We start from the raw sequence: 16,581 nt of genomic DNA on the forward strand, positions 1-16,581 counted from the left end.
ATTAAGGCTTGCCCTGCTCTGGAATTTTTTTCCAAGCGTTGTCGCGTAAATAAACAGGTAAGGCTTGTTCCGCACTGACCCAGTGTTGTTGTTTTGCAAGTTCAATTGCAATTGAAGCAATGTCTTGTGCTGTGGGGGTGATATCGCCAAACGTGTTTTCGGGCTGCAGCAAATGCGCCCCAGACCCCACCACAGTAAATTGTATTTCGGCTTGAGCAGCAGCATAACTGAGTAATTTTTCTTCGCTCACGGCTTGCATGATGCCGTGCGCATCTAACACAAAGTTGGCAATATAAACCTCTTGCATACGCGCATCTAAAACAGCTGTGACTTGTGTTAATTGTTGTAGTCGGTAGGCCGCTTGCGCTAAAGCTTGTAGGGTTGAAACTGCAACCACAGGAAGATCATTGGCCCATGCTAAGGCTTGGGTGACGGCAGCATTAATGCGCACGCCACTAAATGAGCCCGGCCCACGACTAAATGCAATTACATCTAATTGACTGGTTTGCCAATCATTTTGCTGTAAACCTTGTTCAATCAAAGGAAGTAAGGTTCTCGTTTGTGCCTTTGCTTGATTGTCCAATTGGAAAAAGACCGGTTGATCGTCATTGACTAGACAAACCGAACACTGCTCATTGGCTGTTTCAAGGGCCAGCAACTTCATGTGTAACCTACATTTAAAAAAACTAAAAAACCCATCTATGATACTCTAGTTCACTTAAGCTTCGGCAATTTTTGCACACAGAAATACAAAAATTCTCACGCCTTGATCTCTTTAATTTTGGTGGGGAAACCAGTACGGTTCTAAGTTTAAATATTTTTCAAAGTGTGACGCATAATGCAACGCGCTTTGTTTAAGTTTCGCTTCACCAAGCGCATCGACACTGCGGATAATTTTACCCGGCGAACCCATAACCACCGAGTTATCCGGAATTACTTTGCCTTCAGGAATTAACGCATTGGCACCAATAATGCAGTTTTTGCCAATGATGGCATGATTTAGAATCACCGCATTCATGCCAATTAAGCTATTGTCACCAATTTGGCAACCATGCAACATGGCTTTATGCCCAACCGTTACATAATCGCCAATCACTAATTCTAGCTCGGCATCGTTATGTAAAACCGCGTTATCTTGCACATTGCTATAATTGCCAATGCGAATGGGGCTGTTGTCTCCCCGAATCACTACACCAAACCAAATACTGACTTTTTTACCCAGTTGTACTTGGCCAATCACCGTTGCATTATCGGCAATCCAACCATCCCAAGGTTGTACAGTGGTGGTCGGCGCATAACCTTCTAATTTATACATCATGCTGTTGTCCTTATTGTTTTTGTGCAAAATCGATATGGCGCGCATTCAATAAAAATGGCCAATCCTTTTCATAGCTTAAACCATATTTAAATAAGCTGACTAAAATACGTGCCGTTAAGCCCCAAACAATTTCATCTTCCACACACATGCTTGGAAAATACAGCGTTTGCTGGGCATATTGCACCGCATGCGGTATGGGCTGTGCCTCCATAAGCTGCTGTAAAGATGCAAAAAAAATCCGGTCGATTTCTGTGGGCTGTGCAATTAAGTTAAGTTGACTTGGAATTAAGCCAACAATGGGTTTTACACTAATACCGCTACGCACATGTTCAATTGGCAAATCACCAATAATGTGTACATCTTGTGCATGTAAACCGGTTTCTTCTTGTGCTTCACGTAAAGCGACTGCAATATTATTGGCATCGGTTGGGTCACGCTTTCCACCGGGGAAAGACACCTCGCCTGCGTGACTAGACAATAATAGCGAACGTCGTGTGAGTAATACTTTAGGATTCGCTTCTTGCGTAATGGCCACCAATACCGCCGCCTGTGCAGGCTCGATGCGCTTGGCAAAACGCAACTGCTGCTGTAAGTGCTGTACCAAATTTTGTTGCTGCATCGTTACCATCCCTGTCGATATTTTCTGCACCCGATGAGAAAGGATGTCAAAATCACTTTTTTCAGTTATGCTGAATCATCTTTCGCTATTCTGCACTTATTATGAACTGCTGTGTAAAATGTGGACAGCCTACCGCTGAAAAAATTCCGCTTGGCGACAGCAAACTGCGCCAAGTTTGTACACATTGTGGCAATATTCATTATGAAAATCCCAAGGTGATCTGTGGTGCTTTGGTAACATGGCAAGACAAAGTCTTACTGTGCCGTCGTGCTATTGAACCGCGTTATGGATTATGGACACTCCCTGCTGGATATATGGAATTGTTCGAAACCATGGAGCAAGGCGCAGTACGCGAAACATGGGAAGAAGCTGAAGCGAAAATTGATATTCAATCTTTATATTGTATGTATAACATTCCACGGATTGGACAAATTTATGTGCTGTTTAAAGCCGATTTAATCAATGGCGAATTTGGTGCCGGCCCAGAAACCATCGAATGCCGTTTATTTGAAGAACACGAAATTCCTTGGGCAGATTTAGCCTTTCCAAGTGTGCAACATACGCTCAAACATTATTTTGAAGACCGTAAACATAACCATTTCCCAATGCATTTAGAGAGCATCGGTTCACGAATAGACGAAACAGGTTAATTTGCCTGTTTCATCTATTCGTATAAAACCGATTGGTTAGGCCAGTAAAGATTGATTCTATCGCCAATTTAATTCACTATTTCGCTTTCTGTTGTTTGGCCAATTGGCGTTAAAACATGTCTTGCACTTTTACATTCACTCAAGAACTCCCACAGCTCAAGCATTTTAGTGCGGCTGATATTTTGCAGCGTTTAAGTACCTTAGATGGGCTGATCTATTTACACGACCACGGGCAAGCCGTGATTGGATTTTTTCCGCAGCAATATCAAATTACCCAACACGACACGCAGCAATTTATTCGCCAAAGCGATTTGAGTTATCGAGCATCGAGTACAGCCGAACTTTGGCAAGATTGGATACAGTGCGATGCTGCAACTGCACCGAAAACCAATCCCCAAACCCAGTTTCAGGGCGGTTGGATGGGTTTTATTGGCTATGATTATGCCGCCAAACAAAATGTGCATGCGCCACAACAGCAGCAACCTGCGGTTTATTTAGGTAAATATTTATCGTTTTTAAAATATGCACAAAACACATGGACTTTTTATAGCTTAGAAGAAAATGCCGCCGATATTTATGACAAATTAATCACTTACCTAGAAAAAAGCCCCAATCAAAATACGTTTCAGATCACCATACCTTGCACAGCACGTTGGTCAAAAACAGAATACGTTGCTGCATTTAACCGCGTGATTGACTATATTCGTGCCGGCGATTGCTATCAAATTAATTTAACTCAACAATTTATGGGGCAAGCGCAAGGGGCATTAGTTGAAACGGCTGAACAGTTTTGGCAGCTGACTCACGCGCCTTACGCAGGCTATTTGCGCGTTGCCGATTTTGAATTACTTAGCTGTTCGCCTGAGCTTTTTATCGAGTTTAAAAATAATCAACAGATTGTGACACGGCCCATTAAAGGCACCATGCCCCGCCACAGCAATCCCATTCAAGATGAACTTTCGAAGCAAACATTGCAATCGTCCCTAAAAGATCAGGCAGAAAATGTCATGATTGTAGATCTTTTGCGTAACGATTTAAGCATATTTGCCGAAATTGGCTCGGTCAAAACCAATCAATTATTTGAAATTGAAAGTTTTGAGCAAGTGCACCACATGGTGAGTGAGGTAGAAGCGACCCTCAAAGCAGATGTTCAACCTATGCAAATGTTATTGCAAGCATTGCCAGGTGGCTCGATTACCGGCGCGCCCAAAATTCGTGCCATGCAAATTATTGCTGAATTAGAACAGCAAGCCCGTGGCGCGTATTGTGGCTCCTTAGGCTATTTTAATCTGAATGGCACGGGGCGTTGGAACATTTTAATTCGTTCTATTCAAAAATATCAGCAAGATATTTCGATGTGGGCTGGCGGCGGCATTACCATTGCATCGAATGCCGAAGCTGAATATCAAGAATGTTTTGATAAAATTTCAGCCATGTTAAATTTACTGAATACATGGCACAAAGAAGCATAAACATAAAAAACTCGCCACATTGGGCGAGTTTTTAATTCAAGCAACTCTTATTAAAGCTGCTTTAAGGTTTCCACTAAACGTTGATTTTGCTCTGAGGTACCTACAGTAATTCGTAAATATTGATCAATCCGTGGTTTATTAAAGTAACGCACAATAATGCCCTGCTCACGCAACAATTGCGCTAATTCTGCGGCATTTTGTGTACTGTGCTTGGCAAAAATAAAGTTGGCTTTTGATGGCAACACCTCAAAACCCAGCGCAGTTAAATCAGCCACCAAATCTTCACGACAGTCGATAACTTTTTGGCAATGCTCAATAAAATACGCCTGATCTTCAAAAGACGCTACCGCAGCAGCAATGGCCAAGCGGTCAATCGGATACGAGTTAAAACTATTTTTTACCGCCTCAAGCGCGGCAATTAAATGCGGTTGCGCAATCGCGTATCCGACACGTAAGCCTGCCAAAGAACGAGATTTTGAAGTGGTTTGACAGACCACCAAATTCTCATAACGATTTACCAAACTGACCGCAGATTCTGCGCCAAAATCGACATAGGCTTCATCAATCACCACCACGCGGTCGGCATTTAACTGGAGCAATTGTTCAATTTTGTCTAACGATAAAGCAATACTGGTGGGCGCATTCGGATTTGCAATAATCACACCACCATTTGCAATAGCATAATCTTGCACATCAATTTCAAAATCGGCATTTAAAGCGATTTTTTTGCTTTGAATCGCAAAAAATTGGCTATACACGGGATAAAAGCTATACGAAATATCAGGCGTTAAAATGGGCAGATCTTGAATAAAAAAGGCTTTAAAAATATGTGCCAGAACTTCATCTGAACCATTGCCGATAAAAATATGATCGACCAAAACGCCTTGTTGCTGTGCAATCGCCTGCTTTAAAGCCGATGCGTCAGGATCGGGATACAAGCGTAAGATATCCGCATTATTTTCTAAAATAGCCTGCACCGCAGCAACCACTTTTGGTGAAGGTGGATACGGATTCTCATTGGTATTTAATTTAAGTAAATTTTGAATTTTAGGTTGTTCACCTGGAACATACGGCTCAAGTTCACGCACTTCTGGACTCCAAAAGCGCATTTTTTCAGTGGTTGTCATGCTTTTTTCTCGTGCATAGGGCTGTCATTCAGCCCCGCTTATGGGTTTAATTGGGCTGATAACGGTAGCGTGCTGAACGTGCATGCGCATCGAGGTTTTCTTGTTGTGCCAAAATATCGGCCGTTCTGGCTAAGGTTTTTACCCCTTCTGGCGTACACATAATAATGCTTGAACGCTTTTGAAAGTCATAGACCCCCAAAGGTGATGAAAAGCGTGCGGTGCCCGATGTCGGTAAAACGTGATTCGGCCCAGCACAATAATCACCAATGGCTTCTGGAGTATGTCGCCCCATAAATATTGCACCGGCATGGCGAATCTCTTGGCTCATGGCTTCAGCATCGTCTAAACACAATTCTAAGTGTTCTGGTGCAACCTGATTAATCAGTTCAATAGCTTCATCGCGATCTTTTACTAAAACCAATGCACCGCGGTTTGCAATAGAAGTGCGGGCAATTTCAGCCTTTGGTAATGTGGATAAATGCGCCTCAATGGCTTCACTCACGGCATTTAAGAACTGTTCGTCTGGCGTGATTAAAATGGCCTGCGCAACAGTGTCATGCTCGGCTTGCGATAAAACATCCATTGCAATCCATTCTGGATTGTTTTGTCCTTCGGCATAGACCAAAATTTCTGATGGCCCCGCAATCATATCAATTCCGACTTGACCGAACACGGCACGTTTTGCAGCAGCAACGTAACGGTTACCCGGCCCCGTAATTTTATCCACCCGAGGCACCGTTGCAGTGCCGTAAGCCAATGCCGCCACCGCTTGGGCACCACCAATGGTAAACACGCGGTGCACACCGGCTAAGTAGGCTGCCGCCAACACCAATGGATTGAGCTCACCATTTGGTGCAGGAACCACCATAATAATTTCTGCAACACCAGCAACATGCGCCGGCACGGCATTCATCAGCACTGAAGATGGATACGACGCCAAACCACCCGGAACATAAATCCCGACTCGGTCTAAAGGTGTGACTTTTTGCCCTAATGTATTGCCCAAGTCATCAACATAAGTCCAGCCGTCTTGCTTTTGTGCTTCATGAAAACTACGCACACGTGCCGCAGCCAGTTCAAGTGCCCCTCGAACGTCGGAATCTAGGCCTTCAAAAGCATTTTTTAGCTGTTCTTGTGATAATTCTAAGTCTGAAAATTGATGTGCGGGATGTCGATCGAACTGCTGGGTCAGTTTTAGCACATGTGCATCGCCATATTGACGAACATCTGCAATAATTTGGTCTACAGTTTTAAGCAGTTCTAGATCATTAACCGTTTCAAACGCCAAAAGTTCGCTAAAGGCTTGTTGAAAGTTTTGATCTTGAGTCGATAAACGGCGCATCAATTTACCCACAAGGTATTAAACAAAGAGGCTTTAGTGTACATTGTTTCATACAGATTGTGGGCAACATCTCTTGCAAATAATTCATTGAAAATTACGCTGGTCATTATATAAAAAACCGCCATTTGGCGGTTTTTTATATTAAAGCAATGAATTAATCTTGGCGTGCTTTGACGGCGTGTTCAAGCTGCACCAAAATTGGATTTAGCAAGGCATGTTTGCGTTTAAAACTGGCTTTATTGACAATTAAACGTGAAGAGACTTTGCAAATCTCTTCTAATGGCTCTAAACCATTGGCGCGTAAGGTGTTGCCTGTATCTACAACATCGACAATATAGTCACCCAAGCCCACCAAAGGCGCCAGTTCCATTGAACCATATAATTTAATCACATCAACTTGCTCGCCTAAACTTGCATAATATTGACGGGTTAAATTTACATATTTGGTTGCAATTTTTAAGCGCCCTTTAGGACGAACCATGCCCACTTTTCCTGCAGTCATTAAACGGCAATTGGCAATTTTTAAATCTAAAGGTTCATAAACGTTTTGAGCACCATGCTCCATTAACACGTCTTTTCCTGCCACACCAATATCTGCCGCACCATTTTCAACGTAAGTTGGCACATCCGAAGCACGTAAAATTAAAATACGAACATCTTTATGCGTGGTGGGAAAAATCAGCTTGCGCGATTTATCAGGATCTTCGAGTAAGTTAATGCCCGCAGTTTCAAGTAAAGGCAATGTTTCTTTTAAAATACGACCTTTACTCAGCGCCAAAGTTAAACCATGATCAAAATCTCCCATTACATCAAAATTCGGATCATCGTTTCTGAACGTGTTCATGCTTTACTCACTTACTCGCTTAATTTGTGCGCCAAGACCTTGTAATTTCGCTTCAATATCTTCGTAACCTCGATCGATATGATAAATACGATCAATCAAGGTTTCGCCTTCAGCTGCCAAGGCCGCCAAAACCAAAGAAAAAGAAGCACGTAAATCGGTTGCCATTACTGGTGCTGCAGAAAGTTTATCTACACCTGTAACCACCGCATCATTACCTTCAACCTGAATATTGGCACCCATACGTGACAACTCAGGGACATGCATAAAACGGTTTTCAAAAATGGTTTCTGAAATGGTTGCAAAACCACGACCAATAGCATTTACCGCCATTAATTGCGCTTGCATATCGGTTGGAAAATCGGGATGTGGTAAGGTACGAAAACTCACCGCTTTCGGGCGTTTACCCATCATATCCAGTTCAATCCAGTCATCACCACGGGTGACTTCCGCGCCCATTTCTTCAAATTTTTCAAGCACACATTCTAATAATGCAGGATCGGTATGCGTGGTTTTAACTCGGCCACCAGTCATTGCTGCCGCAGCCAAATACGAACCTGTTTCAATGCGGTCTGCCACCACTGAATATTCACAGCCTTGTAGTTTTTCAACGCCCGTAACCACCAAGGTATCGGTGTCTAAACCTTCAATTTTGGCACCCATTTTAATTAACATGTGGGCTAAATCGGTAATTTCAGGTTCTCGCGCGGCATTACGAATAGTGGTAATACCTTCAGCTAAAGTGGCCGCGATTAAGATGTTTTCTGTACCGCCAACAGTGACCATATCAAAAACGACTTCAGCGCCTTTTAAACGCCCATCGACTTTGGCATTCACATAACCATTTTCAACTTCAATTTGTGCACCTAAAGCTTCTAAAGCTTTGAGATGTTGATCGACAGGACGTGAACCAATGGCACAACCACCAGGCAAAGATACTTTCGCTTCGCCATAACGTGCCAATAGCGGACCCAAAACCAAAATAGAAGCGCGCATGGTTTTTACCAATTCATACGGTGCAAATTGGTTATTTAAAGTCGATGCATCAGAATGGACTGTATCGCCTGCATAGCTAATCGTGATTCCCATACCGCCAATCAATTTAACCAAAGTATTGACGTCTTTTAAATTCGGTACATTACGTAACGTCATTGGGGTTTCAGCAAGAATCATTGCTGCAAGTAAAGGAAGCGCTGCATTCTTTGCACCAGAAATACGAACTTCACCTTCGAGAGTGTTACCACCTTGAATTAAAAACTTATCCATTTAACTTTTAAGCTCCGAATAAACTTGCTTTACGCCATTCTTCTTTGGTCATGGCACGGATGGTCACCGCGTGAACCTCACCACTTGCAATATAGTCATTTAACGGAGCGTATACTGCCTGTTGACGTGCGACAGGACGTTTTTCTTGAAAAAGATCATCTACAATACGTAGGTCAAATTTGCCTGCTTGTCCAGTCACTGCAACATCTGCTTCAGGAAAAGCTGCCTTTAAAATTTCAGTGAGTTGTTCGCTATTCATTTCAAAAGACCTCGGTTATGACCTACGTTAAAAACCGCCTATTTTACTATAGATAGATCAAAAACAGAATTGATTATATAAAGCAAAAACACAATAAAAAAAGAGGCTATAAAAACCTCTTTTTAAACAGATAAAATCGACTACACCGGCAAAATCACCGCAGGATAGATCATTTTCATCCGCCGATATTTTGCAAGTTGTTTTTTCATTTTTTCAGCGAGTTTGGCAATCGAGGTGTACATATCATCTGCGCTCGCCTGTGCAAAAAATTCTACACCTGGCAGCCGAATAATCGCTTCGGCAACATGATTGGCACTGCCTTTGTGGGATCTTTTATCAATTTGATGATCTTTAGATAACTTCACTTGCATGCTATTTACTTGATCAAAATGCTTCATCATCTGATTAAATTTAAAGCGAATATTTTCTTCAATGGCAGGTGTAATACTGAGATGGTGTCCATGAATGACCAATTGCATAATTCAATTTCTCCTGTGCTAAAAATAACAGGCCCATAATTATAAAAACCTAATTAATCATGGGGTTAGTCTTCCTTGTAAAATTCACATCATTGTCAAAATGACTCTTTAGAATTAACAAATTTAGCAGATCAAATCAATATTTTTCTGTCAGAAGATGATGGAATATGTAACGACTCACGATATTTGGCCACCGTTCTTCGCGCAACATCAATGCCTTCATCTTTTAATAAATTGGCAATTGTATTGTCAGACAATGGCTTACGCGGATTTTCTGCCGCAATTAATTTTTTAATCATGGCACGAATGGCTGTCGATGAACATTCGCCACCAGAGGTGGTGCCCACATGACTTGAAAAAAAGTATTTCAGCTCGAATAAACCGCGTGGGGTCAAGATATATTTATTGGTGGTCACCCGCGAAACGGTTGATTCGTGTAACTCAACTTCATCGGCCACATCGCGTAGAACCAAAGGTCGCATGGCTTCTGGACCTTGTTCTAAAAACGCTTTTTGATGGGTTACAATACAACTGGCCACCTTCAACAGCGTTTTATGACGTTCATCAATACTCTTAATAAAGTTTTTGGCTTCGAGCATTTGATTTCTGAGATATTGATTATCGGCACTTTGGTCTGCACGGCGAATCATACTTGAATAAAATGAATTAATTCTAAGTTTTGGCACAATGTCGGGATTCAACTGAACCTGCCAATGATCTGCCTTTTTCATCACCACAACATCGGGAATTTGATATTCCGCATCGGCAGATAAAAAATCACTGCCGGGATACGGCTTTAAATTTTTCATTAATACAATAGCGGCTTTTAATTGCTCAGCAGTCAGACCGGTTTGTTTCATCAATTTATTTAAATCATTGGCAACCAAAAGTGGATAAAACGCCAATAATTTTAACGCATCGGTTTTATATGGGGTTGAATCGGGCAGGCTTTCTAACTGAACGTGTAAACATTCGGCTAAATTGCGAGAGCCCACGCCAACGGGGTCTAAGCGTTGTAAATATTTCAGTACCGCCAGAACTTCATCATCTTCAACGTCACTGTCTAAATCGGCATCGGCCAATAGATGTTGCACCGATGCTGTAATTTCAGAAATTTCAGCATCTAAAAAACCTTTTTCATCTAAAGCATCGACAATGCAATAAGCAATTAATGTGTCGATTTGAGAAAAATGCAATAAATTAATTTGCCCAAGCATATGGTCTTTTAAGCTAGAAGCGCTTTGGCGATTATCTTCTCGTTCCTCAAAGTCGGCACTACCGAGCGATGTCGATTGATGGGTGTAGATATCGTTCCAGTCGGTATCTACAGGTAGGTCATCGGGTAAATAGTCAGCATTGAGCTCGTTGGTTAAATCTTTTTTGTCATATTCTTGTTCGGTATTGGCGGTGCTTTCAGTGGAATTGCTAATTTCTTCTATTTTTTCTAATAACGGATTACTCTCTAACTGAATTTGTATTTCTTGCTCTAATTCTAAACTGGAAAGCTGGAGTAAACGAATAGCTTGTTGTAATTGCGGAGTCAGCGATAATGAGTTTGAAAGTTTTAATCCTACCGATAACTTCATTACACCACCCTTACAGTCCTAAAGCAATTTCTATGCCGTGAACATGTTTTATAGCATATAGTTATCGAAAAACATACACACTATAAGGAATTATCTCGGCGCTCATCAGTCATTTTTTAATCTTATTTATTTCTATGCCCTACTTCAACTCAATTGATGTAAAAAAGTTACCCCGACTTGACCGTCTAAATTGAACAAAATTATTATCGGCTCATTGTGATTATTTTGAGAATATAGCCTTGTTTAGCCCTTTAAAAACAAAAAAATTAACCTACGGCTTCGTGCTGCTTGCGAGTACAACTTTGGTGGGTTGCAACAGTCTTGGTCCAACGAGTGGTTCGGTTACAACGCGCTCACTCAAATTATCTTCGGGATTACAAAAAGCATATGCGGTTGCGCCAAGTAAAGCCATGCGTTTGTCGCCCATGATTATTCAAAGTGCAGACCAATATCAAATTCCCCCACTTTTGGTTGCCGCGCTGATTCGACAAGAATCCAATTATAATCCGAATGCGCGTTCAGGCACCGGCGCTGTGGGCTTAGCACAAATTATCCCGAGTTATTGGCAACAAAAATGTATGGGCGATTTATGGGATGAAGCCACCAATATTCGTTGTAGTGCCTATATTTTGAATCAATACTATGTGCAATCTGGCAGTTGGTTTAAGGCAACCGCCTATTATAATGTGGGCCCAACAGGTTATGAGTCGAGTTTCTGGACACGCCATAAAGCCAAAAAGTATGCCCGCCAAGTTAAACAGCACGAAAAAGAATTAAAAGCCGCGCTATAAACACTCCTGCCCAACAACAAATTAGGCAGGCAGGCATGCTTCAAGGCAATTAAAGTGATTTTAAATAGGCGACCACTTCAGTATTTTCAGCCATTTCTGCTAACTCTAAAGCGCTGTATTCACTTTTATAGGTGGCATCGGCGCCATGTTGAATAAGCAATTTCACCACAGCTAAATAGTTGTTTTCCGCAGCAGCGTGTAAGGCACTGTAGCCTTCGTCATCGGTCTGATTAGGATCAGTCCCTACGCTGAGTAGTTGTTCAATCTGTGCGGCATCACCAAGCGATGCCCAATAAACCAATTCGGGTAAATGGAGTTCATCGTCATTTTCGGGAATGGGTGAGAATGCAGTCAATTTCATGATTCAGCGCCTTTAATGAGTTGCAGGTCAATCACTAAAATAACAGTAACTGAAACATCAACCTAACATTTTAATTGCTTATGACAGTATAATAGACGTTTTTTCATCTCTGTAAAAATACATGCTTTCTTCAGTTCAATTTTTTTCTCGTTTTTCGGCTGTGACCTTACAGCGCAGCATGAGCTATGTTAAAAAAATTGATTTAAATACCCTAGAAATAAACCATGTTGGCAATGAAATTGAAATTCATGCGCAAATTTCAGGGACAAACGTGTATGAAAGCGCTATTTATTATAATGTAAAAAAACAAAAAATTATTGAAACCGACTGCTCTTGCCCTGTGGGATTTAACTGTAAACACACCGCTGCCCTAGCACAGTTATTTTATAATCAATATTTAGATAAACCCAGTGCATCGCCCATTAAAGACACGCCAGAACGCAATGAAAACCAAGTTAATTTTTGGTTGAATCAAGTCAAAAACACACTGGATAACATTGAACCGACACCCATTAATGAGCTTGAGCACGCACATCAATTTATTTATGTATTACAACAAAAACAGGCTTTAAGCTGCGATGTGTTAAAAGTGCGTCGTTTGCGCTCTGGCGAAATACGCGATGCGAAAACCTATACCATGTTTGAAAACATTCTTGAGCATCGTATTCAAATCCCGCAAGCCGAACGGCAACTTTTTCAGCGTTTGTATTATCACTCGCAAATTCAACAAAAAAATAGCGTATATCGTCCTGAACTGACCTTGCCACAGCTTCCACTAGAATTATTACAGCAATTGATTGCATCGGAAGATTGTTTTTGGCACAGCTATCGCACTGCGCCTTTAACTTGGTCTAATGAGTTGTATCAGCTAGATTTACAATGGGAAGAGAATCCAAGAACCTTGTATGAAAAGTTAGTGATTGACCTGATTCAGCCCAATGGAAGAAAGTCAACCTTAACGGCCGATGCTCAAGATTTTAAAATTTTATATACCAAACCCATTGTGGTAATTAATGTTCAGCACAGTACTGTGCACAGTTTAGAACAACAATATCCGGGCGAATTTATTCATCAAATTTTGAATATGCCTGAAATCCCCAAAGATGTGATGCTCAAAGTTAATCAAACCTTTGAAAAGTATCAAATTACCAAAAGCTTACCCAAAGCCGAAAGTGTTAAAAATCTTACGCAATTGCATGGTCAACCAAAACCGATTTTACGTTTTGGTGGACTCATTTCATCGACTTTAGCCAAAGCAACTCAGACGCTCGGTGTGGGCTTGGCGGAAATTTATTTTGAATACGCAGGCGGCGTGTGCCCTGCCAATAGCGAGCAAGCCTTTTTTTATGGCAAACAAAAAAATAAAGCGGTTTGTCAAAATCGAGACATTGCACAAGAACAAAAATATTATCAACAATTACAAAAACTTGTTCCATCTTTAACTTGGTTAAAAGACCTTGAAGATTTAAGCCATGTCAGCCAACAACACCAAGCGGTGGTCTGCGCCAAAGACAACGAGTGGATTCAAAGCTTACTGCCAACAAATCAGATTGAACAATTGGGTTGGCAAGTTGAACATTTAGCAGACAGCCCTTTCTTTTTACAACAAGCGCAGAATATTCGACTTTCGTTAAATGAATCGGAATATCAGCAAGATTGGTTTAATGTTGGCGCAAGTATTGAAGACAGTCAGGGCAATCGCTACGACTTAATTGAAATGCTTGCCAATTTGGTTCAACGGCATCCGTTTATTGTCGAGCCCGAAGCGTTAGATGATTTGGATGACTTGGGATTTTTCACCATTAAAATTGGTAAAGGTCAGCCAGATTTAGTCTTGAATGTGAAAGATATTAAGCCAATTTTGCGCTATTTAGGCAATATTTTACAACAGGATAGCACCAGTGTAGACCGCTATGATGCTGCTCAACTGATCGAATTACAACATCATTTAGGCATGCCGTGGCAAACCAATAGCCGTTTAAAAAAGTTTGCTGCACAATTAAAAACCAGTTATCAGCAGCAATTGGCTACGCCTAAAAACTTCCAAGGTGAGCTCAGAGCCTATCAACAACAAGGCTTAGGTTGGTTACAGTTTTTATGCCAAACCGAGCATGGCGGCATTTTGGCAGATGACATGGGGCTTGGCAAAACAGCGCAAACGCTCGCACATTTGCTTATGGAAAAGCAAGCTGGACACTTAGATGGTACACCCGCTTTAATTATCGCCCCGACATCATTAATGCATAACTGGTTTAAAGAAGCTGAAAAATTTACCCCAGATTTAAAGGTGCTCATTTTACAAGGTGCAAACCGTCATCAGCATTTTCAAAAGCTGAAAAACTATGACATCGTATTAAGTACCTATCCTTTACTTGCACGAGATGAAGAACATTTGTTGCAACACCAATTTCATCAATTAATTTTAGATGAAGCGCAAACCATCAAAAACCCAAATGCCAAAGCAGCACAAGTGGCACGTCAAATTAAGGCCAAACATCGCTTGTGTTTAACTGGCACACCGATGGAAAATCATTTAGGGGAACTTTGGTCGCTGTTTTATTTTTTAATGCCGGGTTTTTTATCCACTCAGCAGTTGTTTAATAAAAACTATCGTCATCCAATTGAAAAACATGGCGATCAACACGCTCGTGAAAAACTAATCAATCGGATTAAACCTTTTATTTTACGTCGCTTAAAAACCGAGGTCGCCAAAGAGCTACCCGCGAAGACCACCATTGAAGTCAATATCGACATGAATGAGCAGCAGTCTAAAATTTATGAAGCGGTTCGTGCGACCATGCAAACCAACATTCGGCAAATTATTGCAGAAAAAGGTTTTAATCGCAGTCAAATTCAAATTTTAGATGCGCTGCTTAAACTGCGCCAAGTCTGTTGCCATCCAATTTTGTTAAAGTTAGACAGTATTAAAGCTTCGCAAGCACAGTCGGCCAAACTCGATCATTTACTCGAAATGGTCACATCCATGGTGGAAGAAGGCCGTAAGATTCTTATTTTTTCACAATTTACCAGCATGTTGCAATTGATTGAGCAAAGCCTTACAACACAAGGGATTAAACACGTTAAATTGACAGGTCAAACCAAAAAACGTGATGAAGTGATTCAAGCCTTTCAAGACGGTCAAGTACCTGTATTTTTAATTAGTTTAAAAGCTGGTGGTGTTGGGCTAAATTTAACTGCCGCCGATACCGTAATTCATTATGATCCATGGTGGAACCCTGCCGCTGAGGATCAGGCCTCTGACCGTGCATGGCGAATTGGGCAAGATAAACCAGTGTTTGTGTATAAACTGATTACCAATCAAAGTATTGAAGAAAAAATTCTAGCCTTGCAAAAAAATAAGGCGCAGCTTGCTAATTCAGTATTAAGTACGGATCATGAAGGTCAAGTGAAAATTACCGAGAATGATTTAATGAAGTTGTTTGAGGGTTTCTAAATTCATTATTCAATGTTTGCGATATATATTTTTGAATACAGTAATGAATTGAATGCAAGATATAGCAGTCAGCTTAATGAATGTGATTGTGGTTAATGTTAGGAATATAAGTTATTGGCACGATTTTTTAAATACGCAATAAAAATATTAGTAATAATGATAGCTTACTTTCCAATATTCGTATAAACAAAGATTAATTATTATTTCCATCTGACAATTTAGCTCTAATTAGAGGGGCGTAATGCATAATTGTTTTAAATTGCTGATTATTAAACCCGATATCTCGCTTCCCTGTATATCCATCTACACATGAAGTAGTCATGATATTCGTTGAAGAATTTCGTTTCGCACCTACAGCACAGACATGATTTAATCCAAAAGCATGACCCATCTCATGTTCTTCTGGCGCTCGAATATGATGATTTAACCGTTCCCAATCGAGAAGAATAAAAGGCCGATTGCCATTCCTTTTGCCATGACCGTCAATATTTTTAAAACCTTGTTTTTCAGTATAGCTATCATAAATATAAATATTTATCGCATTCGGATCTCGCACCTTTGGATCATTACACGCATTAAAATAATTAGCCCAAATTTCTGAATTATAGATAAATTTACTCCGATTCAAAGCAACTAGAGCGCAGTTAGAATTTTTTATCTCATCATAAAAAGCCGCGCTTTTAAACTTAAATTTAATAATCGGAGAACGATCTTCTTTAACAAAATACCTGTTTAAAAGATTAACCTCATTTTTTAAATCTTCTAGTTTTACTCTAGAATGTGCTAAAGGGTTTGGAGTAATCATCACAAAATGAATATCAAATGGTTCATCATAATTATTCATAGTGACACACGAAGTATTTAGGGTGCTTATACCGAGTAGCAAGATAGTAAAAATATATTTCATGAACATTTACCTTTCTAATATCAGTAAAAATTTAATCATCACACAATATTTATATATAAAATATCGAATAGATATTTAAAATAGCAGTGTTCTAAATTATGTTTTAACT

General features: G+C 40.6%; 16 protein-coding genes. 4 read left to right on the forward strand and 12 right to left on the reverse strand.

The features are described 5' to 3' along the window. Position 1: 1 nt before the first annotated feature. The 3 genes from tsaB to I2F62_RS09445 all read right to left on the reverse strand — a co-directional run bounded on the left by tsaB (position 2) and on the right by I2F62_RS09445 (position 1,946). Positions 2 to 664 (reverse strand): tRNA (adenosine(37)-N6)-threonylcarbamoyltransferase complex dimerization subunit type 1 TsaB, encoded by a 663-nt coding sequence (tsaB, locus tag I2F62_RS09435; RefSeq protein WP_324626765.1) that lies wholly within the window; start codon positions 662 to 664, stop codon positions 2 to 4. 111 nt (positions 665 to 775) lie between these two features. Further along, the gene (locus I2F62_RS09440) at positions 776 to 1,318 is read right to left on the reverse strand and encodes a gamma carbonic anhydrase family protein (RefSeq protein WP_324626766.1); all 543 of its coding nucleotides are present in this window, start codon (positions 1,316 to 1,318) and stop codon (positions 776 to 778) included. Positions 1,319 to 1,328: 10 nt separating this feature from the next. Then, positions 1,329 to 1,946: an NUDIX hydrolase gene (locus I2F62_RS09445; protein WP_420713753.1), complete on the reverse strand. Its 618-nt coding sequence runs from the start codon at positions 1,944 to 1,946 to the stop codon at positions 1,329 to 1,331. 92 nt (positions 1,947 to 2,038) lie between these two features. Here I2F62_RS09445 and I2F62_RS09450 point away from each other — a divergent pair, with 92 nt between their 5' ends. Both I2F62_RS09450 and I2F62_RS09455 read left to right on the forward strand, forming a co-directional pair. Continuing rightward, entirely contained in the window at positions 2,039 to 2,587 is a 549-nt protein-coding gene (locus tag I2F62_RS09450; protein WP_324626768.1) for an NUDIX hydrolase, read from the forward strand. Positions 2,588 to 2,703: 116 nt separating this feature from the next. Next, entirely contained in the window at positions 2,704 to 4,059 is a 1,356-nt protein-coding gene (locus tag I2F62_RS09455; RefSeq protein ID WP_324626769.1) for an anthranilate synthase component I family protein, read from the forward strand. A 50-nt stretch (positions 4,060 to 4,109) separates the two neighbouring features. On the opposite strand, the gene hisC is transcribed toward I2F62_RS09455, so the two are convergent. The 7 genes from hisC to I2F62_RS09490 form a co-directional block, all read right to left on the reverse strand. Then, positions 4,110 to 5,186 (reverse strand): histidinol-phosphate transaminase, encoded by a 1,077-nt coding sequence (hisC, locus tag I2F62_RS09460; protein WP_324626770.1) that lies wholly within the window; start codon positions 5,184 to 5,186, stop codon positions 4,110 to 4,112. A gap of 46 nt (positions 5,187 to 5,232) precedes the next feature. Beyond that, positions 5,233 to 6,540: a histidinol dehydrogenase gene (gene hisD, locus I2F62_RS09465; RefSeq protein WP_324626771.1), complete on the reverse strand. Its 1,308-nt coding sequence runs from the start codon at positions 6,538 to 6,540 to the stop codon at positions 5,233 to 5,235. 142 nt (positions 6,541 to 6,682) lie between these two features. Then, positions 6,683 to 7,372 carry an ATP phosphoribosyltransferase gene (gene hisG / locus I2F62_RS09470; protein WP_324626772.1) on the reverse strand — a complete coding sequence of 230 codons (690 nt, stop codon included), beginning with the start codon at positions 7,370 to 7,372 and terminating at the stop codon, positions 6,683 to 6,685. A gap of 3 nt (positions 7,373 to 7,375) precedes the next feature. Continuing rightward, positions 7,376 to 8,635 carry a UDP-N-acetylglucosamine 1-carboxyvinyltransferase gene (gene murA / locus I2F62_RS09475; RefSeq protein ID WP_324626773.1) on the reverse strand — a complete coding sequence of 420 codons (1,260 nt, stop codon included), beginning with the start codon at positions 8,633 to 8,635 and terminating at the stop codon, positions 7,376 to 7,378. Positions 8,636 to 8,642: 7 nt separating this feature from the next. Then, the gene (ibaG, locus tag I2F62_RS09480) at positions 8,643 to 8,894 is read right to left on the reverse strand and encodes a BolA family iron metabolism protein IbaG (RefSeq protein ID WP_324626774.1); all 252 of its coding nucleotides are present in this window, start codon (positions 8,892 to 8,894) and stop codon (positions 8,643 to 8,645) included. A gap of 140 nt (positions 8,895 to 9,034) precedes the next feature. Then, positions 9,035 to 9,373: a ribosome hibernation-promoting factor, HPF/YfiA family gene (gene hpf / locus I2F62_RS09485; RefSeq protein WP_324626775.1), complete on the reverse strand. Its 339-nt coding sequence runs from the start codon at positions 9,371 to 9,373 to the stop codon at positions 9,035 to 9,037. Between the two features lie 131 nt (positions 9,374 to 9,504). Then, positions 9,505 to 10,959, reverse strand: a complete 1,455-nt coding sequence (locus I2F62_RS09490) for an RNA polymerase factor sigma-54 (RefSeq protein WP_324626776.1) — start codon at positions 10,957 to 10,959, stop codon at positions 9,505 to 9,507. Positions 10,960 to 11,240: 281 nt separating this feature from the next. On the opposite strand from I2F62_RS09490, the gene I2F62_RS09495 reads away from it, so the two are divergent. Continuing rightward, positions 11,241 to 11,750 carry a transglycosylase SLT domain-containing protein gene (locus I2F62_RS09495; RefSeq protein WP_324626789.1) on the forward strand — a complete coding sequence of 170 codons (510 nt, stop codon included), beginning with the start codon at positions 11,241 to 11,243 and terminating at the stop codon, positions 11,748 to 11,750. Between the two features lie 49 nt (positions 11,751 to 11,799). On the opposite strand, the gene I2F62_RS09500 is transcribed toward I2F62_RS09495, so the two are convergent. After that, complete coding sequence (locus tag I2F62_RS09500) at positions 11,800 to 12,111, reverse strand: ankyrin repeat domain-containing protein (protein ID WP_324626777.1); 312 nt, start codon at positions 12,109 to 12,111, stop codon at positions 11,800 to 11,802. A 121-nt stretch (positions 12,112 to 12,232) separates the two neighbouring features. Between I2F62_RS09500 and I2F62_RS09505 the strand changes: the two genes are divergently transcribed. After that, positions 12,233 to 15,565 carry a DEAD/DEAH box helicase gene (locus I2F62_RS09505; protein ID WP_324626778.1) on the forward strand — a complete coding sequence of 1,111 codons (3,333 nt, stop codon included), beginning with the start codon at positions 12,233 to 12,235 and terminating at the stop codon, positions 15,563 to 15,565. Positions 15,566 to 15,758: 193 nt separating this feature from the next. Here the strand turns inward: I2F62_RS09505 and I2F62_RS09510 are convergent, their stop codons facing one another. Next, positions 15,759 to 16,472, reverse strand: a complete 714-nt coding sequence (locus I2F62_RS09510) for a hypothetical protein (protein WP_324626779.1) — start codon at positions 16,470 to 16,472, stop codon at positions 15,759 to 15,761. Positions 16,473 to 16,581: the final 109 nt, after the last annotated feature.

Source organism: Acinetobacter sp. MD2(2019), assembly GCF_035615615.1.
Lineage (GTDB): Bacteria > Pseudomonadota > Gammaproteobacteria > Pseudomonadales > Moraxellaceae > Acinetobacter.